Raw genomic sequence first — 20,020 nt, 5'->3', positions numbered from 1 at the left:
AAAAATAGAGTTAAATCAATATAAAAGCTATTGCAGCAACTTCTAACGAAAGGCATGTTTACATATATGGGGGCTTATTTAAGAATCGTCGGAGAGGACGACATGGATCGCACCCTTCATAATGGCCATATGCCAGCTACAACCGGCACTGCGCAACCAGAGCAGGATGTCATGACGCTGGAAGCTGTCGAGCTTGAATTTGCTCTTGGGGCCATCGACGTTTTTATCGAAGGATTTGACACGGCCCTTGCCAAGGCAGCCGAGCGCGTTGGTGGCGAAGTTCTTTTCAACATGCCGGCACTGGATACCACTCAGGCGCAGCGCATTGGCGCGATTGCCATTGCCGGGCAACCGCACGACCAGGTTGTATTTGTCACTTTAGGCCACGACGGCACCACACTTTCAGTGGCTCCACCCACCGGCGAAAACGCTCTGTTCGTCAGCCTCGGCCACAATTATGCAGCCGTGATGAAAAGTCTGACGCCGAAGGGCACAACCACGAATGGCGATTAGGTAATTCACTCAGCTGTCTGTGGTTCTGCAATTGCCGCAGGCGCTACAGCGTGCAAATTATGTGCGGGTACAGGATTAAGCTCCATGCTCGTTTTGACATCACGGAGCTTCACAAATTTCATACCCTTAGCCTGAAGCGCAAGAATGCCTTTGGCCACACCCTCACCCGCCGAACGTGACGGCTGATTAATATGTGAGATGATGACATCCCCATCACGTGCTGCCATAATGCGCTTTGCAACAACGGGTGCTAACAAAGATGCCCCCTGATCGCCATTGAGCGAATAGCCGCCAATTTTGTAACCCATATTTTCCGCGAGCTTCACGGCATCTGTAGAATAACGGGCAGTAGCATCGCGATACCATTCTGGCTTTGATGCACCCGCTTTCGCGATTGCATCAGCACCACCATCAATTTCGGAACGAACAGCATCCAACGAACCCGCGGTTTTGATATTATACATCGTGCGCACATTGGTAATGGCCGGCACATGCATATTGCCATGGTTCTCAATATCAAAAAGATCGGGATTGGCCTTCATTACCGCAAAGGCTTCGGCATTCTGCTTCAACCAACGTGCAGTGACAAAAATTGTAGCCGGAATACGGTTCTGTACGAGAACATCAAGAATACGATGATCCGTCTTACCCATGCAGGCATCAAGGGTGAGTGCTACCTGTGGTGCCGCGGGGCCACCTTTTGCAATATATAACTTTGGCTCAACAATGCTGATTTTTTCATGTTTTTCAGGTTGTGGCAGCGCATCATAGGCGCTTGCCCCATGATTGAAACAAATGAGTGCGGCCGCTGCCGCGAAGAATTGACGAAACATAGCCACCCCGGCAAATGAAGTTCTGGCATTCAAGCAAACCGCTTCAATGCCAGAACCATAGCCGATTGTGGAAACTATTTCTTGCGAATTGCAGCCTGAGCTGCAGCTAATCGTGCAATCGGCACCCGGAATGGCGAACAGGACACATAATCAAGGCCTGTTTGCTCGCAGAAACTGATCGATGCGGGATCGCCGCCATGCTCGCCACAAATACCCAGCTTGAGCTTTTCACGCGTTTTGCGTCCACGCTCAGCCGCGATCTGGATCAGCTCTCCCACACCATCAAAATCCAGTGAAACGAACGGATCCTGTTCAATCACACCACGGCTCTGATAGGTCGAAAGAAATGGTGTAGCATCATCACGCGAAATGCCGAAGGTCGTCTGCGTCAGATCATTGGTGCCAAACGAGAAAAACTCCGCCGCTTCCGCAATTTCAGCAGCCCGCAACGCTGCACGCGGCAATTCAATCATCGTGCCGACCATATAGTCGATCTGAACACCGGACTCGCCGATCACTTCCTTTGCCACCGCATCGATGCGCGCTTTGACGAAATCAAGTTCGGCCTTGAGGCCGACCAGAGGCACCATGATTTCCGGCACAACATGCTCGCCGGTCTTCTTGCCCGCTTCAACAGCTGCTTCAAAGATTGCGCGCGCCTGCATTTCAGCAATTTCCGGATAGGAAATTGCTAAGCGACAACCACGATGGCCGAGCATCGGATTGAACTCATGCAGACTATCGGCGCGCTCACGCAGTCTATCCGCGTCGACGCCCATGGCGCTCGCCACTTCTGCAACTTCTTCATCAGTGCGCGGCAGAAATTCATGCAAAGGCGGATCGAGCAAACGGATCGTGACTGGCAAGCCCTTCATAATCTCGAACAGTTCGACAAAATCCGAGCTTTGCATCGGCAACAGCTTGGCCAGGGCCGCACGGCGACCGTCTTCCTTATCGGCAAGAATCATCTCGCGCATCGCGATAATGCGTTCGCCTTCAAAAAACATATGTTCAGTGCGGCAAAGACCGATGCCTTCCGCCCCAAAAGAGCGCGCAGTACGCGCGTCTGCTGGGGTTTCGGCATTGGCGCGCACTTTCATACGGCGGGTCTTGTCTGCCCATTGCATCAATTGGCCAAAGTCACCTGAAAGTTCGGGCTGCAACATGGCAACTTTGCCTTTCAGCACTTGCCCGTTTCCGCCGTCAACGGTGATCACATCACCCTTTTTGAAAGTCTGGCCAGCGGCAAGCATGATACCGTTGCGATAATCGACGCGCAGCGAGCCTGCGCCAGACACACAAGGCTTGCCCATACCGCGTGCAACCACTGCCGCATGGCTGGTCATGCCACCGCGCGTGGTCAGAATGCCTTCAGCCGCGTGCATACCGTGAATGTCTTCCGGGCTTGTTTCAACACGCACCAGAATGACATTGCGGCCTTCAGCCTTGGCCTGTTCGGCATCTTCAGACGAGAACACGATTTCGCCTGTTGCAGCTCCAGGAGAAGCAGGCAGGCCTTGTCCGATGACAATACGCTCCGCACGCGGATCGATGGTCGGATGCAAAAGCTGGTCGAGCGCCGCCGGATCGATGCGCAGTACGGCTTCTTCTTGTGTAATCAAACCTTCGGCGGCCATTTCAACGGCCATTTTGAGCGCTGCCTTTGCCGTGCGCTTGCCGGAACGCGTTTGCAGCATCCAGAGCTTGCCGCGCTCGATGGTAAATTCCAGGTCCTGCATATCGCGATAATGCTGCTCAAGCCGGTCCGCGACCTTCAAAAACTCGGCAAACGCCTCCGGCATGACCTTTTCAAGTGAAGGCTTGTCAGAGCCCGCAGCAATACGCGCTTCTTCGGTGATGTTCTGTGGTGTACGGATGCCAGCCACGACATCTTCACCCTGCGCATTGACCAGAAACTCGCCATAGAGCTTCTTTTCGCCAGTCGATGGGTTGCGGGTGAAGGCAACGCCGGTCGCAGACGTTTCGCCCATATTGCCGAACACCATGGCCTGCACATTGACCGCCGTACCCCATTGGGCCGGGATGTTATGCAGTCGACGATAAGTGATGGCACGTGCATTCATCCAGCTTGAGAAAACAGCACTGATCGCACCCCAAAGCTGATCACGCGGATCTTGCGGGAAAGGCTCGCCAAGCTCTTCCTCGACCTTCGCCTTGTAGAGCGCGATCACATCTTTCCAGTCGGAAGCGCTGAGTGCCGTATCAACCTCGACACCAAGGTCAGCTTTTTTATCTTCAAGAATTTCTTCAAAGAAACCGTGATCAACCCCCAGCACGACATCCGAATACATCTGGATGAAGCGGCGATAGCTGTCGTAAGCGAAACGCTCGTCGCCAGCTTCACGCGCAATTGCCTGCACGGTTTCATCATTGAGACCAAGGTTCAAAACCGTATCCATCATGCCCGGCATGGATGCCCGCGCACCCGAACGCACGGAGACGAGCAATGGCTTCTCCACGCCCCCAAAAACGCGTCCGGTTAGCTTCGCTACCTGATCAAGCGCCATCTGCACCTGTTGATCCAGCTCAGCGGGATAGGTGCGCTCATTGTCGTAATAGGAGGTGCAAAGTTCCGTGGTGATTGTAAAACCGGGCGGCACGGGCAGTCCAAGGCTGCTCATTTCAGCCAGATTCGCCCCTTTTCCGCCGAGAAGGTTGCGATCACGCGCAGCGCCCTCTGCCTTGCCATCACCGAATGCGTACACCCACTTTGCCATTCTGGCCTCCCATGCGCAGGTAACGGTCCGCAATATCTGTGGTTTTCCACAGGCTTGCAGAAACTCTCCTCGTGCTTATGCGATCAAGTCACGGTCTGCCAATCAAAAAAGACAAAGGCTCGTAATAGAATCGATTAGAAAACAATAAAGCTGATCCGTCGATTGACTCTGACCGTGGATTGGTTCAAAAATGAGAACAAAAATAGAACATACGGAGTAGATTATGCGTATCACCGGCAAGCTCGATTATCTTGAAATGCCCGCGGGCAATGGATCACTGGATGCGGCAAAAAGTTTCTATTCGCGCGCTTTTGGTTGGTCGTTCGTCGATTATGGCCCCACCTATTCCGCTTTCGCAGAAGGTCTGGATGGCGGTTTTGATGCCGACCCGGAAGCAACGCGCAAACCTTTGCCTGTGCTTCATTCCGCACAGCTCGAAGAAACGTTGCAGGCTGTGACAGAAGCGGGTGGAACGATTGTGAAGCCAATCTTCGCCTTCCCCGGTGGGCGTCGTTTTCACTTCACTGATCCTGCTGGCAATGAGCTTGCCGTCTGGAGCGAGAACTAACAATATCATGGTCGCTGGTTGACAGCAGCGACCATATGGAAATGATGCGGCGCATCTTATTCGTTCAAACTAAAATCCGGTGATATGCGCTTCATTCTTCCAATTATTCTGCTCTCCCTCGCGACGTCATTCGCATTTGCTCAAACAGAAGCACCAGCACCGGACAACGCACCACTCAGCCAGTGTGAAAAATTTCTTGATGGAATGAGCCTGCTCACGCCCGACAATGATTATGCCGTCAGAGATATTCCCGATGGCTGTATTGTCTCGAACAGCATGTATCAAACCGGGAGCATAATGGGCTGGACCGTCGAACGCGTTATCTTCGAACTGGATCACCTGCAAGACTTTCTGTCCGAATTACCGGATTTTGGTAAAGCAGCCCCCACATGGGGACGCATTGCCATTGATGGCGTGCGCATGAGACTTCAAAGCGGCAACAAAGTCTCGGATTACATCACGTCAATTCAACAATGGCCTATGGATTTTGCGGCGTTTTACCGTTTCAATCCACAAAGCGGTTATCTGCATATTCAGAATGCTGAAATCAACAGCATCAAGTTTGGTAAGGCTTCAGTTTCTGCAGAAATCAACCTACCGGTTGATGCGTCCATAGCGAGCCTTGCAGCTAATCCGACCGCCACACTTTCAAGTCTACGGTTACGTCTGGACAATCAGGGACTATGGGAGAGCCTTGTTCTGCCCGTTCTTGCCAATTACGCTGCATTGCCATCTGAAACCGGCGAAGAAGATCCGGAAACTGATATTGCGCGTTTGCGTGATATTGTCAGTAAATCTGTCGAGGCCATGCCTGACAGCCAGATTGATACGAAATCCCGAAAGGCACTTCTGAATTTTATTCAGGATATGCCATATCCGGCAGGATTCTTTACATTGGATTTGCATTTTGACAAGCCAATGCCAATCGGCCTGAATGATATGGAGCCAAGCAAAATTGCAGAACACGCCCTCGCTGCCGCAAAAATGACCGTGACGTATAGAGCGCGCTGATAGACTCTAGCATTTGAGCAAACAAGACAGTAACAACAGCCATGTCCACATCTCTGTCATCCCTTGAAGCCGCCGCTAAATACCTGTCACAATCCGACAAGGATCAGTTCTTCAAAATCAAGCGCGACATGGAAGCATCTGGTGCTTCCAGAGCAAGCATTGAAGAACGTCTTCATGAGTTCATCTGGCAAATCATTGAAGCCGATGATGACGAAGACGAGAGCGACGATGAGGAATAATAAGCTAACTTAGCAGTTAGGATCAGACCGCTTCGCGCAATTGCTCTGCGGTTTGCAAATCAACCGAGACAAGCTGACTCACGCCCTGCTCGCCCATGGTTACGCCAAACAGGCGGTTCATGCGCGCCATGGTGATTGGGTTATGCGTAATAATGACAAAACGCGTTTCGGTTGAAGTCGCCATTTCATCCATCAGATTGCAATAGCGCTCGACATTATGATCATCGAGCGGTGCGTCCACTTCGTCCAGTACGCAGATCGGCGCCGGATTGGTCAGGAATACAGCGAAAATCAGCGCCATAGCGGTAAGCGCTTGTTCGCCCCCTGAAAGAAGCGTCATGGTCTGAGGCTTTTTGCCGGGCGGACGCGCCAAGATTTCAAGGCCAGCATCCAGTGGATCATCACTCTCAATGAGCTGTAATTCCGCAGTGCCGCCACCAAAAAGATGCGTAAACAGGCGCTGGAACTGTGCATTTACCACATCAAAAGCGGCCAGCAAACGTTCACGCCCTTCGCGATTGAGACTCTGAATCGCCTGACGCAGTTTCTTGATCGCTTCAATGACGTCTTCGCGCTCAGAAATGATCGCTTCAAGGCGTGAGGATAATTCCTGACTTTCCTCTTCTGCACGCAGGTTAACCGCACCCAGACGCTCGCGCTCAATACGCAAGCGCTCAAGCTGGCGTTCGAGCTGATCAGGATCAGGCATCCTGTCATCAGGCTTTAAGCCCGTGTGACGAATGGCTTCGTGTGGCGCACAATTTAGTGCATCAGCAATGCGTGCTTCCGTATCCTTGCGGCGTTCTTCGGCAGCTGTCAAACGCTCTTCCGCACGTGCACGCTGCTCGCGGCTAGTCGCAAGATGCTGAATGGCAAGCGTTGCAGCCTTATCGAGTTCTGCCTGAGCAGCTTCCGCCTGCGCCAGAATATCCGCCGCCGCCTTGCGGCGCTCATCCGCCTCTGAAAGCTCATTGAGCAATGCGCGGCGGCGTTTTTCGATCTCTTCGGGTGCTTCCGCAAGCGCTTCGGCCTCGTCGGCAGTTTCCGCACGACGATCATTCAAGGCCGCAATCTGCTGCGCAGCATTTTCTGCACGCGACGCCCAGTTGCGACGCTCAAGCCCGATCATCGCCAGACGACGGGCGCGATTGTCCGCTTCACGTCGCTGCCCTTCATAGGCCGCACGTGCTTCCGCAAGCCTCCCACGGTCCGACTGCACTTCTGCACTCAGCGCCATATGTCGTTCCGAGATCGATTGCAGATCCTGCATTTCATTGAGCCGGTCTTCCGCCTCAACAACACGAACCTGTGCCTCTTCAAGATTTTCTTCAAGACGGGACTTGGCTTCTTCGAGACCAGCACGTTTAGTTGCCAATTGCCCAGCAGCGCGTTCAACGGCTGCCAGCGCTTCACGCGCCTCATCAAGCCTGCGCTGGTTAGCGCGCCATGCATCGCGTGCCACGCGTTCCTGCTCAACAGCGTCACGAACAGCAACTTCGAAGAGCTGCACGGCTTGCTCGGCGGCCTGAACTCGTGCGCTGGCATTCACCGCCTCTTGCTCAAGTTCCGCCAAGCGATTCTTCTGGGCAAGCCGCTGTGCAGCAGGTGTTGGCGCGTCGGCGCTTGCTGTGTAACCGTCCCAGCGCCACAACGCACCAGCCTTGCTGACCAGTCGCTGACCGGGGCGGAGCATAGCCTGTAAACGCTGACCATCCTGATCAGAGACCACTCCCACTTGCGCAAGTCTGCGGCGCAATTGCTGCGGGCCGTCCACCAAGCGATCGAGCGGCACACTGCCTTCTGGCAATGCCGGATCACTTTGTACTGCCGGATTATAAGCCCAGAAAACAGGCGCATTGGTATCGCTTGCCGCATCGAGGTCTTCACCAAGCGCTGCACCAAGGGCGACTTCATAGCCCTTTTCGACCTGTAACTCTTCAACAACCGGTGGAAACTGGCCCGTTTCACCCGCATTGAGAATGCGCGCAAGCGTCTGCGCTTCGGTCTCAATGCGATTAAGTTCAGTGCGCGCTTCATTGAGCGGCTGACGGCTTGCCGCTTCCTGTTCACGCGCAGCACTGACAAGTTCTTCAGATGCAACTACTGCCTCTTCAGAGGCTGCCAGCGCATCCGTTGCTGCTTCAACCGCCACACGTTTTTCAGCAGGATCAAACAATCCGCCGATCTGTTCAGCAACCGCCGCAATATCGCGTTCGATTGTCTCCATCTGGTTTGCCAAACGGTTACGGCGACTTTGCGCTTCTTGTAAAGCGCGCTCGATCTGTGTGCGCTCAGCGGTAGCCTCTGCGCGTTCCGCTGTCACGCGAGCAAGCGCATTTTCGCTGTCCTGCAAACGGATTTCCGATTCCTCAAAGATCGCGCGCAGTTCTTCATCGCGCTCGCCAGATGCTTCGTTAGAGGCAATCAGTTCCTGCTGTTCTTCGTCGAGCCGCTCCAGAATATCCGCGTTTTCACGCACCATCTGTTCTTCACGCGCAATATCTGACGTGAGTTGCTCAAGGCGTTTCATCAGCTCGGCACGGCGCACACGAATGCGGCCATCCTCTTCGTCGAGCTGTGTGCGGGCAATGGAAAGACGCTGCAAAGCGGCGGCGGCTTTGGCCTCTGCCTCGCGCAGTTCAGGCAATTTATGTGCACCAACGCCCTGCTCACGCGCCGCATTCATCTGCGCCTGCGCCATGTCGCCGACAACTGTGGTTGCCTGTGCCAATGCGCTTTGCGCTTCGCCTTCCTGCGCTTTCGCCTGCGACCAGCGCAAATGCAACAACGATGCCTCTGCGCGCCGCATATCCGCCGACAAAGCCTTGAAGCGATTTGCCTGACGCGCCTGACGTTTCAGGCTTTCAATCTGGCTGCCAAGCTCTCCGACTACGTCTTCAAGACGCTCGAGATTACCTTCGGCTGCACGCAGCCGCAATTCCGCTTCGTGGCGGCGTGTGTGCAGGCCGGAAATACCAGCCGCCTCTTCAAGCAATGCGCGCCGCGCCTGTGGCTTGGCCTGAATGAGTTCACCAATGCGTCCCTGCCCCACCATCGATGGCGAGCGAGCCCCCGTCGATTGATCCGCAAACAGCAGCTGCACATCCTTGGCACGCGCTTCCTTGCCATTGATGCGATAAACAGAGCCTGCTTCGCGCTCTATACGGCGCGAAATCTGCAACTCGTCCTGATCATTATAGGCAGCAGGTGCCGTACGATCGGAATTATCGAGGAAAAGTGTCACTTCCGCCGTATTGCGTGCGGGTCGCGTGGCGGAGCCGGAGAAGATGACATCGTCCATGCCGGAGGCGCGCATGTTCTTGTATGAGTTTTCACCCATCACCCAGCGCAGCGCTTCAACGAGATTGGACTTGCCGCAACCATTCGGCCCGACAACCCCCGTCAGCCCGCCCTCAATGACGAACTCCATCGGCTCGACAAAGGACTTAAAACCAACAAGGCGCAGCTTGGAGAAGCGCATCAGGAAGCGTCTCCCTCAGAAATACAAAAAGCGGACGCAATGAAGCGTCCGCTTTTCATGCCGAAAGGCGGCTTAGAGCAGCTTGTCAATGATTGCCGACATCTCGTCAACCGAAAGGGCTCCAGCATATTTCTGTCCGTTGATGAAGAAAGTTGGCGTGGCGTTCACACCAAATTCCTTCGATCCGCGTTCCATCGTTGCTCTCACATCATCGAGAACCTGCTGGTTCGTCAAGCAAGCCTTGAACGACTCCTGTGTAAAACCTGCAAGTTTCGCGATCTGGAGCAGCGCAGCTTCGCCATCGGCTGCACCCGCCCACTGTTGCTGCTGCTTAAAGAAAACTTCGATCATCGGGAAATAACGGTCTTCCGGCGCACAACGAGCCAGCATGAAAGCAGCAGTTGCGCGTGGATCGAATGGGAACTCGCGGAAGATAAGCTTCGCTTTGCCAGTATCAATGTATTTTTCCTTGATGGTCGGGAAAGTATTGACCGCAAAATCAGCGCAATGCGAACAGGTCAGCGATGCGTACTCAACTATGGTCACAGGCGCATCGGCCTTGCCATAAACCATGTCCTTCATCTTGCCTGGCTCAGCAAGCTTGGCAGCGTCAACGGACGCTTCGGCACTGCGTGCCTGCGCACTTGCATTGCCCGCAAAGGCGAGGCCTGCGGCGGCGGCGCCAGCAAGAGAAATAACATGTCTGCGGTTAAGCGATGCAGGCATCGAATCATCCAGTCCTGTTTCAATGTTGACTTTTAAAGACAATTTAAGGTGGCGCGCGGGCAATCACCAGCCCTTGCTTGATCAAATCAAGTTCAACAACAACCTTAAATCAAATTTATGGCAAATGATGCTACTTCTTTGTAGCGCGCTTTTCAGCGAGTATATTTTTGCCAAGCCGAGCCAGAGCTGCTCTTAGTGCATCATCCTCGATACCATCCGTCACCTTATCAATGCGCCGCTCTTCGGAGGGTGCCAGAGGTGCAAGACGTTTTGGCTTGCGTCTGAAATCAATCGCAGGCGGCTTCTGCTCTATCTTGATACGACCAATCGCAGAGAAACCCAGAAAGCCATTCACACGGCTGATGATTTCGCCTGTCTCATGCTGAATCTGAAGGGCTGCAAAGCCTTCGCAGGCGATAATGAGCGTTGCCGGATTGAAAGGTTCGTCCTGATGCAAACGTCTTGGCCATACAATACGCAGCGGCCGCGAAGAGCTACCTATTGCCGGGCCGACAATATCTTCCCATGATTGCAGCAGTGAGAGGCTGATGCCCGCACGTTTTTGTAACATCGGATCCATCAGACCAGACGTCATATCGGCCAGCGGGCGGAAGCCTCGTTTTGGTTTGCGTTCGTTCATCGCGTCCCATTATAGCCGCGAAACCACTCAACAAACAAAGGAATACCTTCATCCAAAGTGGTTTTAGGGCTGAAGCCGAGATCGCGCGCTGCCAGCCTAATATCTGCATAGGTGCGCGGAACATCAGCAGCGGGCATCGGCACAAGCTTGCGGATAGCTTGCTTGCCACATGCTTTTTCAATCGCTGCAATGAAATCATTGAGCATAACTGGGCGATTGTTGCCGAGGTTATAAACTGGTGCTGTATCTTCCGGTTGCTCAATAATCCGTTTTACTGCGCCCAAAACGCCGCTGACGATATCGTCTACAAATGTGAAATCGCGCTGCATTTCACCATTGTTGAAAACGCGGATCGGCTCGCCTTTGAGGATAGCCGATGTAAACAGCCACGGCGCCATATCTGGACGTCCAAATGGCCCATAAACCGTAAAGAAACGCAAACCCGTCGAGTGCAGGCCGTGAACATGCTTGTAAGATACGGCGAGAAGCTCACCTGAGCGCTTTGTGGCGGCATAGACCGAGACCGGATGGTCAACAGCGTCACTTTCAGAAAACGGGATTTTTTCGTTTGCGCCATAGACCGACGATGAGCTGGCATACACAACCGGCGGACGCTTTTCGAGCTGCAGCGCCGTTTCAAACACGCTCACCTGCCCCATGACATTGGCCGAAACATAGGCGGCAGGATTTTCGATCGAATAGCGTACACCTGCTTGCGCCGCGAGATGCACAATCACATCAGCATCGCGATCAGCACCAATCGCAGCACTAAAGGCTTCCGCATCCGAAATATCCGCCTGTGCAAAGCGAAAACCATCGCGCGTATTCAACTTAGACAGGCGGGTATCTTTGAGGTCTACCTGATAATAATCGTTGAGATTATCAACGCCAACAACCTGCCAGCCTTCATCCAGAAGGCGCGCTGCCGTATGGTAGCCGATGAAGCCAGCGGCACCCGTCACGATTGCTTTCATAGATATTATTTCCTGCACATGGAGTTGGTAAGGCCAACGCGACGCAGAGCCATAATGCGTCTTGAAGCAGCAGCATTTAACGCAGCGATGAAGAACATAGTAGATGCGATCGTAACTTCATGCAGCAATGGGTTATGCAACATGCCGTAGCTGGCACAAATAAAGGCGAAATAAATCAGCGCTCGCCGCATTGCCCAGCTATCAGCGTTTCGCCACAGATAAATGAACACCGCGATAAAGGCTGCAAACATGAAAAACAGGCCGACAATCCCGTCATTCAACAGTTCATCGAGCACTGTATTGTGCACATGTCGGAAGCCTTTCAGCATCGGAGCCTGTTCACCCGCCTCCTGTCGCACCATATTCATTTTGCCATAGGATCCAACGCCTGCAATCGGATGCGCTTTGATAATCACGACTGCGCTTTTCCACATCACCTCACGAATATCAGCAGAAAGTTTATCCTCCCATTTTGAGCTATCACCGCTGTCGTAATATTCAACGATGCCTCCAAACCGTTTGGAAATCACCTCACCTAACGGGCCAACGACAATCAGCGCAGCAAGTGCAGCCGTGAGGGCCAGATATACTGCGCTCTGTTGCTTGAGATTATATTTTCGAAGAAAAAGTACGATTTCAATGGCCGCAAATATCGGCAAAACAACGATCACAGCGCGCGTTTCAGATGTCAGCACAGCCGCAAATCCAAGAACCAGCCAATGTGGCCCATTCGGTAAATAGCGTGGTGCTTTGGAAACGGGAATGGCCGCAGATATTGCCGCAACGCCAGCAACAAAAGCAAACACAGCTTGATTGCCGCCGACGCCAATACGACCACCTTCGGTAAATACCAGATAAATAACGGCCAGTATGGTCAGAATAACACCTGCTCGCGCTCCAAGGACATAAGAACGCAACGGGTCTTTGACAAGAACCATGCCGGCCCCGGCGAAGGCAAAGACAGCGATCAGTAGTGTGTATCCAATCTGCCGGTTATCGGAAAAAGGTTCTCCCCGATAAAGAATAAGTCCGATAGACCAAGCGGCATAAAGAAGGATGAAAATATAAAACTTCTTGGCAAAGAGTCTTGTCGTATTATGTCGAGCAGCAGCGAGATAAATGCCAAGACAAGAAAACACAAACAGCAGGATCGGCCCTAAACCAAGCCTAATGGGCATGGCCGCAGACGCCACGGCTAACGCCCAATGATCGATCTTCCGACGTGTTAGGAACGACTTCTTTAAAAAACTCATTCCTCCGCCTCTTTCAAACGCTTCATTCTTAAAGCGTAAGCGATTCGCTTGATGTAGTCAGTTGTTCGAAAGACGAGTGTGGTAATCCTTTTATGGGGAGGCAAACGTGTTTTGGCGTAAGTTTCGCGCCCTTCAGCGATTGTTGAAATAGCAACATCTGACAGTTCTACTGGCGACTGATCGGTTATGAACAGCTCATAATTCCCATCCCAGCCACGCTCCATCGCAACATCATAAGGCAGCGACATTGGCTTTATCGCAGAAAGCAGTTTTCTTGCCCCCTCTCTTGTCAAAAGATACGCGGCAGAGCTGCCTAAAGGTCCATGCAGACTGCGTCCAACTGAAAACCCATCAATGACCGTTCCAGAACGTCGAAACGCAGACATCCGATGATTAATAAGCTTAATAACGTCCCAGCCACGTAATTTTATTGCACCATCAATAAATGGCAAAAAATCCTGTGTGAACCGCACATCGTCTTCAATGATGATAGCATGCGGCTCAGCAGAAGCAATAATTGCCTCGAGGGCTTTAATATGGCTGAAATAGCAGCCAATCTCCGCAGGAAGCACTATTTTGCCATGACGGCGTCGAAAAGCGGCTTCATCAAGATTTCCCAGTTCATTGTCTTTTAGCAGCCTGCCCTCAACCGCTTCAATTCGGCGAAGCTCAATGCCAAATTGGTCAGCGCTCATCTTCAAGTCTTCCCAGCGCTGTCTGGAACGCGCAAGATTGATCACATAAACCGGGACGCAATTACTCACGCGCGAACTTTCATCTGAATATTTTTGCCCCATATTGTTCAAAGCCTAACTGTCATAAAGTGCCGCATCCACTGCGATTTGTTTTTATATCAATTCCCAAAACAGGGCGTTAATCAAAGTTTGCAGGATCAATCTAGAGGTCGGACTATATAACCCCAATGCTGAGTGCAGTTGAATCCAATCAGACGACGGCTATTTTAAAATGGTATGATCGCCATCACCGTATCTTACCATGGCGAATCACCCCACCAGAACACGCGCGTGGCATAAAATCCGATCCCTACCGCGTATGGTTATCGGAAATAATGCTGCAACAAACAACCGTTGAGGCAGTCAAATCCTATTTCAACAAGTTCGTAGCTTTATGGCCGAACGTTGAATCCATGGCGGCGGCCAGTGAAGACGATATTCTTCGTGCCTGGGCTGGTTTGGGCTATTATTCACGTGCGCGCAATCTCAAGAAATGTGCGGATTTAATCGCGGCAAATTATAACGGCAAGTTCCCCTCAACCGCAGCTCGATTAAAAGAATTGCCGGGTATCGGCGATTACACATCCGCTGCCATTGCAGCCATTGCCTTCGGAGAGCCCGCAGCAGTTGTCGACGGTAATGTTGAGCGCGTTATCTCGCGCCTCTATGCTATCGACACACCTCTGCCTTCTGCAAAAGCAGAAATTCGTATTCGCATGGGCGAGTTGACTCCGCATGACCGGCCCGGAGATTTTGCGCAGGCTGTGATGGACCTAGGCGCAACCATCTGTACGCCGCGCCGCCCTGCTTGTGCTATCTGTCCGGTCAACGATGATTGTGAAGCGCTCGCGCATCACGATCCCGAAACTTTTCCGGTCAAAGCACCCAAAGTGGCAAAGCCGGTACGAACGGGCGCCGCTTTTATCGCCATTGCAGAAGATGGATCGGTACTGCTGCGCAAGCGCAAAGGCGAAGGTCTGCTGGCTGGAATGACCGAAGTTCCCGGCAGCGCATGGACCGCACGCAGTGACGGCGACGCAACGATCAACGCCGCGCCCTTCTCCGCCAGCTGGCAGTCGGCAGGCAGCATCACGCATATCTTCACGCATTTTGAATTGCGCCTATCTGTCTATTCACTCAGCAATACGGCCAAACGCAATGATATTGATGGCTGGTGGTCTGCACCGTCAGAACTGGAAGGCGAAGCACTTCCAACCGTCATGAAAAAAGCAATCACGGCTGCTATTCCAGAAGCTTTCAAAAAGAGAAGGACGAAACCTTGATCACTCCAGTCCGGCACGTCGTTTTCGATATTGGCAGAGTGCTTCTGCATTATGATCCAGAACTCGCTTATCTGGAAACAATCCCGGATGCACAGGAACGTCAGTGGTTTCTGGAAAACATCTGCACCAGCGCATGGAATATAGAACAAGATCGCGGACGCAGCTGGCAGGACGCCGAAGCGCTGCTGATCAATGAACATCCTGAGCGCAGTGAACACATAAAAACATTCCGACAAAACTGGAATCTGATGGTTCCACACGCTTACGAAGACAGCGTTGTGATCTTGCGTGGCTTGATTGCTCACGGCAATGACGTGACGATGCTGACCAATTTTGCTTCCGACACGCTGCGCGAAGCACAGGCACGCTTTCCGTTTCTGACCGAGAGCCGTGGCGTGACGGTTTCTGGCGATATTCGCATGCTGAAACCAGACCGCGAAATTTATGAGCATCATGTTGCAAGCTTTGATCTCGATCCGGCTGCGACGCTGTTTATCGATGACAGCCCAGCCAATGTTGAGGGTGCAAAAGCGGCGGGCTGGCAGGCCGTGCACTTCACCAGCGCAGCAAAGCTTGCCGACGATTTGAAACGCCTCGGCCTGTCTTTCTAGGCAAACAAGTCCCAAGAAAAAGACCCTCGAAACAGATTGTTTCGAGGGTCTTTTCATCAGACTTTGTTGGAGGTCGTCCGATAGTAATCCGTAAATAATTTATGCGCCTGCTGCAGCCATTTCATCGCGGATGACTTTGCGCAGATCATCGATCGGCTTAAGTACGCCTGCTTCTTCATAATGCCAGAATGTCCAGCCATTGCAGGCATCAAAGCCCTGTACTTTCGCACCGATGCGATGAATGGAGCCCGCTTCGCCATTGGCAGCCAATGTCCCATCCGCACGGACAATTGCTGCATGGCGACGACGCGCATCAGACAAGACCGTCCCCGGACGCAGGAGACCTGATTCAATGATTGAGGTGAAAGCGACACGTGGTTCCGCACGCTTGCCGGTCATAACAGTCAATTCAGCCTTGCCGAGCGGCTCAACAGAAGCAATGCGTGCGGTTGCAGCATCAATATAGGACTGCTCCCGCTCAATACCGACGAAATGACGGCCAAGACGCTTTGCAACAGCGCCTGTCGTGCCCGAGCCGAAGAACGGATCAAGGATGACATCGCCCGGCTTGCTCGACGACATCAAAATGCGTGCAAGCAAAGCTTCCGGCTTCTGGGTCGGATGCACCTTGTCGCCGTTCTCGTCTTTCAGGCGTTCCGAGCCTGTGCAGATCGGGAATAACCAATCAGAGCGCATCTGCACATCGTCATTTGCCGCTTTCATGGCGTCATAATTGAAGGTGTAGCCCTTACTCTTTTCATCCCGTGAAGCCCAGATCAGCGTTTCATGCGCGTTCTGGAAACGACGGCCACGGAAGTTCGGCATAGGGTTGGTCTTGCGCCAAATAACATCGTTCAGCAGCCAGAAGCCAATATCCTGAAGCTGTGAGCCGACGCGGAAAATATTGTGATACGAACCGATGACCCAGATCGTGCCATTTGGCTTTAACACGCGGCGGCAAGCCATCAGCCATGCACGGGTAAACGCATCATAAGCCTGAAAGCTGTCGAACTGGTCCCAATGATCGTCAACGGCATTGACCATTGTCTGATCCGGGCGATGCAGATCACCACCGAGCTGAAGATTATAGGGAGGATCGGCAAAAATGACGTCCACCGAGTGATCCGGAAGACGTTCCAAAGCGGAAACGCAATCACCCTTAATGATAGAGTCAAGCCAAGCGGTACGTGGGGCCTCAATAGGCAACTCATGTGCAAGACGTACTAGGGACATGGGATACTCGATTACTTGTGAACGCTAAAAACTTGTCCTTATGGTTACTGAACAGGGTAAATATGCGGTTAACGCCAAGTGATTGAAATTGTAAACCTTTTCTTAATTTCCAGCAAAAACCCCGGGTTTCCGGCGCTTTTGGTAACGCTTAGGCTTTGACAGTTTTCTTCCAGCCATATTAATGCCGTCAATAAATTGCAGTTCACCAACCAAATCCGGTGCAATTACTAAGGCTTGGTTATTCGTTTTTGCCTATGATCGCACCTAAACTGATTTGCTTTTCTTGATGTGCGGGCCATGAATATCAACGAGTTGCGTCATAACCGATATTTGCGGGTGTTGTTTGTGCCCTTCCGCATGCGTGCGCTTGTGCGTGGCAGCGAAATCGGATTGGTCATCGCAGGTGCAGTCATTGGCATTATATCCGCGCTTGCCGTGGCAGCGATTGCAGGCATTTCGCAATGGATGCATCAGGCGCTGTTTGGTCTCGCTGATGGCGAGCGATTGAGTTCCGCATCGCAACTAAGCACCACCGCATATATTGCACCCGTCGCGGGCGGCATTCTCATGGGCATCGTGATATGGGTGTTGGCACGGTGGCGCAAAAAACCCATCGTCGACCCGATCGAAGCCAATGCGCTGCATGGCGGCCACCTGTCGCTGACCGACAGTTTCATCCTTGTCGGACAAAACCTTATTTCCAATGGATTTGGCGCATCAGTAGGTCTGGAAGCCGCCTATACACAGCTTTCGAGTGGCTTTGCTTCCCGCATAGGGCGCGCGCTGAAACTGCGCCGGGCCGATTTGCGCACGCTTGTGGGCTGTGGGGCAGCAGCAGCGATTGCAAGTGCATTCAACGCGCCGCTGACCGGCGCATTCTATGCGTTTGAGCTGATTATTGGCGTCTATTCGATTGCAACGCTGGCTCCGGTTGTTGTGGCCGCAATCGTCGGAATGCTCGTTACACAAGCTATCGGTGGCGCACCGCTTGTCATTCATATCGGGCAACTTGATGGGATTGCCGCACGCGATTATTTGCCTGCACTTGTGCTTGGCTTTCTGGCGGCGGGTATCGCTATTCTAATCATGCGTGGTGTTACCACTGTTGAGCGGGTTGCTCGCAAAAGCGTTGTGCCAACTGTCCTTGCGCCTGCCATTGGTGGAGCGGTTGTCGGCATGATCGCCTTTGTTTCTCCGCAGGTTCTGGCATCCGGCCACGGTGCGCTGCATCTCGATCTGAATGCGCATTTGACCATTCCCATGCTTCTGCTGCTAATTTTCAGCAAATCGCTTGCGTCAGCTGTTTCAATCGGCTCCGGGTTTCGCGGTGGCTTATTCTTCGCATCACTGTTTCTCGGCGCACTCACAGGAAAGCTTTTTGCGGCACTGACAGGCTATGTCCTGCCACTAACGCTTGAGCCGGAAGCCTATGCCGTCATCGGCATGAGTTCCATGGCAGTGGCGATCATCGGCGGTCCGCTGACAATGACCTTCCTCGCACTTGAACTTACCGGCGATTTTCCGCTGGCAATGCTCGTGTTGGGGGCGGTCGTGTCATCGTCGATGATGGTTCGTAAAACCTTCGGCTACTCGTTTGCAACCTGGCGTTTTCATTTGCGTGGGGAAGCCATCCGCTCCGCTCATGATATCGGCTGGGTCCGAAACCTCACTGTTAACCGCATGATGCGGCATGACGTTAAAACGGTGTTGATAGATACCGATATCGAAACCTTCCGCCATGATTTCCCTTTGGGCTCGACACAGCGTGTTATAGCGGTGGACAGCGAAGGCCATTATGTTGGCATGATCCCCGTACCGGCGGCTTATTCAGAGAGCTTCGACAAAACAGAAGAAGCGCGCAGTATCCGCGAGCTGTTGCGCTATCAGGATGAGTTCCTGCTGCCGCAGATGAACGCGAAAGAAGCTGTTGTGCGCTTTGATCGGGCAGAAGCGGAAGCGCTCGCTGTCATCAATAACGCACAGGAGCGCAAAGTGCTCGGTCTGTTAAGCGAAGCGCACACGTTACGCCGTTACAGCGAAGAACTGGATCGGCGCAGGCGTGAAGTTTCCGGCGAGGTTTGATTACTGGGAGGTTTCGGTTACGGGTTCTGTGCCCCGATTTTCCGGTGTCACGCTGTAATAATATGGTGTTGCAAAAATGAACGCCAGAACGACGGCAATAGCGATAATAAACAGCATAACGGATTTACGCATAGACTTCTCCTTCATGGAGAGAAGGAACGGCTTAACGCAAACATCGTTCCCATGTTTTGCGGAAGCAGCCCCAGCACAGTTTGACCTGTTGGCCATAAAGTTGTAGCCCATCCGCAATGTTTTGCGGGTGATCCTCGCCCGACACCTCCCAAGCAAAGGCTTTTGATATGGCAGCTCCAGCCCTGATTATTTTTGATTGCGACGGCGTTTTGGTCGACTCTGAAGTCATCGCCGCAGAAGTCGATGCAGCACTTCTGACAGAAGCCGGATATCCGATTGAAGCCGTCGAAGTGGGTGAGCGTTTTGCAGGCCTGACATGGCAGGACATTCTCCTGACTGTAGAGCGCGAAGCTGGCATTCCTATTTCTGCATCGCTTCTCGACAAGTCAGAAAAGCTGCTTGATGAACGTCTCATAAACGAAGTTCAGGCGATTGAAGACATCGTTGAAGTTGTTGAAGCACTGAACCTGCCAAAATGCATCTGCTCAAATTCAACCAGCGTTCGCCTTGATCTTATGCTCAAGCGCGTTGGTCTTTACGACCTGTTTGAGCCAAATATCTTTTCGGCGCGTGAAGTCGGCACGAAAAAGCCAAAGCCCGCGCCAGATGTTTTCCTGCATGCGGCAAAGCATTTCGATGTCGATCCGGCAGATGTGATTGTCATTGAAGATTCTGCGCATGGCATTCAAGGCGCCCGCGCTGCTGGAATGCGCGTTATCGGCTTTACTGGCGGCGCGCACACCTATCCGGGTCATGCGGACAAGCTAACAGATGCCGGTGCAGAAACCGTCATCCATCGCCATAAAGACTTGCCAAACGTTATCGAAGCGCTTTCGATCTGGACGGATGCTTAATCTCATCCAGTCTAACTCAAACAATGCCTTTTGCGCGCCTTAGAGCGCATTTCAATCTGATAAAATCAGATCGGCGCTCTAACCATTTTTTAAGCGCATCTTGTCCGAAAACCGC

The 20,020-nt window shown here is 52.7% G+C and carries 18 protein-coding genes; 8 read left to right on the top strand and 10 right to left on the bottom strand.

Annotation, left to right across the window (positions count from 1 at the left end; translation table 11 throughout):
* Nucleotides 1-102 precede the first annotated feature (102 nt).
* A complete protein-coding gene (locus RI570_RS09280) occupies nucleotides 103-513 on the top strand; it encodes a hypothetical protein (RefSeq protein WP_313828137.1) in 411 nt (136 codons plus the stop codon).
* Between the two features lie 5 nt (nucleotides 514-518).
* Here RI570_RS09280 and RI570_RS09275 read toward each other — a convergent pair whose 3' ends face one another.
* Both RI570_RS09275 and ppdK read right to left on the bottom strand, forming a co-directional pair.
* On the bottom strand, nucleotides 519-1,346 hold the full coding sequence (locus tag RI570_RS09275) for a polysaccharide deacetylase family protein (protein ID WP_313828136.1): 828 nt from the start codon (nucleotides 1,344-1,346) through the stop codon (nucleotides 519-521).
* Nucleotides 1,347-1,420: 74 nt separating this feature from the next.
* Complete coding sequence (gene ppdK / locus RI570_RS09270) at nucleotides 1,421-4,084, bottom strand: pyruvate, phosphate dikinase (RefSeq protein WP_313828135.1); 2,664 nt, start codon at nucleotides 4,082-4,084, stop codon at nucleotides 1,421-1,423.
* A 223-nt stretch (nucleotides 4,085-4,307) separates the two neighbouring features.
* Here ppdK and RI570_RS09265 point away from each other — a divergent pair, with 223 nt between their 5' ends.
* The 3 genes from RI570_RS09265 (at nucleotide 4,308) to RI570_RS09255 (ending at nucleotide 5,902) form a co-directional block, all read left to right on the top strand.
* Entirely contained in the window at nucleotides 4,308-4,652 is a 345-nt protein-coding gene (locus RI570_RS09265) for a VOC family protein (RefSeq protein ID WP_313828134.1), read from the top strand.
* An 84-nt stretch (nucleotides 4,653-4,736) separates the two neighbouring features.
* A complete protein-coding gene (locus RI570_RS09260) occupies nucleotides 4,737-5,663 on the top strand; it encodes a hypothetical protein (RefSeq protein ID WP_313828133.1) in 927 nt (308 codons plus the stop codon).
* A 41-nt stretch (nucleotides 5,664-5,704) separates the two neighbouring features.
* Complete coding sequence (locus tag RI570_RS09255) at nucleotides 5,705-5,902, top strand: hypothetical protein (protein WP_313828132.1); 198 nt, start codon at nucleotides 5,705-5,707, stop codon at nucleotides 5,900-5,902.
* A gap of 22 nt (nucleotides 5,903-5,924) precedes the next feature.
* Here RI570_RS09255 and RI570_RS09250 read toward each other — a convergent pair whose 3' ends face one another.
* The 6 genes from RI570_RS09250 to RI570_RS09225 form a co-directional block, all read right to left on the bottom strand.
* Nucleotides 5,925-9,383 carry a chromosome segregation SMC family protein gene (locus RI570_RS09250; protein ID WP_313828130.1) on the bottom strand — a complete coding sequence of 1,153 codons (3,459 nt, stop codon included), beginning with the start codon at nucleotides 9,381-9,383 and terminating at the stop codon, nucleotides 5,925-5,927.
* Nucleotides 9,384-9,455: 72 nt separating this feature from the next.
* A complete protein-coding gene (locus RI570_RS09245) occupies nucleotides 9,456-10,109 on the bottom strand; it encodes a DsbA family protein (protein WP_313828129.1) in 654 nt (217 codons plus the stop codon).
* A gap of 130 nt (nucleotides 10,110-10,239) precedes the next feature.
* Nucleotides 10,240-10,749 (bottom strand): DUF721 domain-containing protein, encoded by a 510-nt coding sequence (locus tag RI570_RS09240; protein WP_313828127.1) that lies wholly within the window; start codon nucleotides 10,747-10,749, stop codon nucleotides 10,240-10,242.
* Nucleotides 10,746-11,723 carry an SDR family NAD(P)-dependent oxidoreductase gene (locus RI570_RS09235; RefSeq protein WP_313828126.1) on the bottom strand — a complete coding sequence of 326 codons (978 nt, stop codon included), beginning with the start codon at nucleotides 11,721-11,723 and terminating at the stop codon, nucleotides 10,746-10,748. Before RI570_RS09235 ends, RI570_RS09240 begins: the two co-directional genes overlap by 4 nt.
* A 5-nt stretch (nucleotides 11,724-11,728) precedes the next feature.
* A complete protein-coding gene (locus tag RI570_RS09230) occupies nucleotides 11,729-12,976 on the bottom strand; it encodes an O-antigen ligase family protein (protein WP_313828125.1) in 1,248 nt (415 codons plus the stop codon).
* On the bottom strand, nucleotides 12,973-13,773 hold the full coding sequence (locus RI570_RS09225; protein ID WP_313828605.1) for a glycosyltransferase family 25 protein: 801 nt from the start codon (nucleotides 13,771-13,773) through the stop codon (nucleotides 12,973-12,975). Before RI570_RS09225 ends, RI570_RS09230 begins: the two co-directional genes overlap by 4 nt.
* Before the next feature lie 125 nt (nucleotides 13,774-13,898).
* On the opposite strand from RI570_RS09225, the gene mutY reads away from it, so the two are divergent.
* Both mutY and RI570_RS09215 read left to right on the top strand, forming a co-directional pair.
* Nucleotides 13,899-14,993: an A/G-specific adenine glycosylase gene (gene mutY, locus RI570_RS09220; RefSeq protein ID WP_313828124.1), complete on the top strand. Its 1,095-nt coding sequence runs from the start codon at nucleotides 13,899-13,901 to the stop codon at nucleotides 14,991-14,993.
* Complete coding sequence (locus RI570_RS09215; RefSeq protein WP_313828123.1) at nucleotides 14,990-15,604, top strand: HAD family phosphatase; 615 nt, start codon at nucleotides 14,990-14,992, stop codon at nucleotides 15,602-15,604. Before mutY ends, RI570_RS09215 begins: the two co-directional genes overlap by 4 nt.
* Before the next feature lie 99 nt (nucleotides 15,605-15,703).
* On the opposite strand, the gene RI570_RS09210 is transcribed toward RI570_RS09215, so the two are convergent.
* A complete protein-coding gene (locus RI570_RS09210) occupies nucleotides 15,704-16,837 on the bottom strand; it encodes a site-specific DNA-methyltransferase (protein WP_313828122.1) in 1,134 nt (377 codons plus the stop codon).
* Between the two features lie 297 nt (nucleotides 16,838-17,134).
* Between RI570_RS09210 and RI570_RS09205 the strand changes: the two genes are divergently transcribed.
* A complete protein-coding gene (locus RI570_RS09205; protein ID WP_313828121.1) occupies nucleotides 17,135-18,919 on the top strand; it encodes a chloride channel protein in 1,785 nt (594 codons plus the stop codon).
* Here RI570_RS09205 and RI570_RS09200 read toward each other — a convergent pair whose 3' ends face one another.
* Nucleotides 18,920-19,051 (bottom strand): hypothetical protein, encoded by a 132-nt coding sequence (locus tag RI570_RS09200; protein ID WP_313828120.1) that lies wholly within the window; start codon nucleotides 19,049-19,051, stop codon nucleotides 18,920-18,922.
* 167 nt (nucleotides 19,052-19,218) lie between these two features.
* On the opposite strand from RI570_RS09200, the gene RI570_RS09195 reads away from it, so the two are divergent.
* A complete protein-coding gene (locus tag RI570_RS09195; RefSeq protein WP_313828119.1) occupies nucleotides 19,219-19,905 on the top strand; it encodes an HAD family phosphatase in 687 nt (228 codons plus the stop codon).
* Nucleotides 19,906-20,020: the final 115 nt, after the last annotated feature.

Origin of the sequence: Brucella pseudogrignonensis (assembly GCF_032190615.1) — a bacterium.
Taxonomy (GTDB): Bacteria; Pseudomonadota; Alphaproteobacteria; order Rhizobiales; family Rhizobiaceae; genus Brucella; species Brucella pseudogrignonensis_B.
Note: the sequence above shows the minus strand (reverse complement) of the source record. Positions and strands in the feature narration are given on the sequence as shown.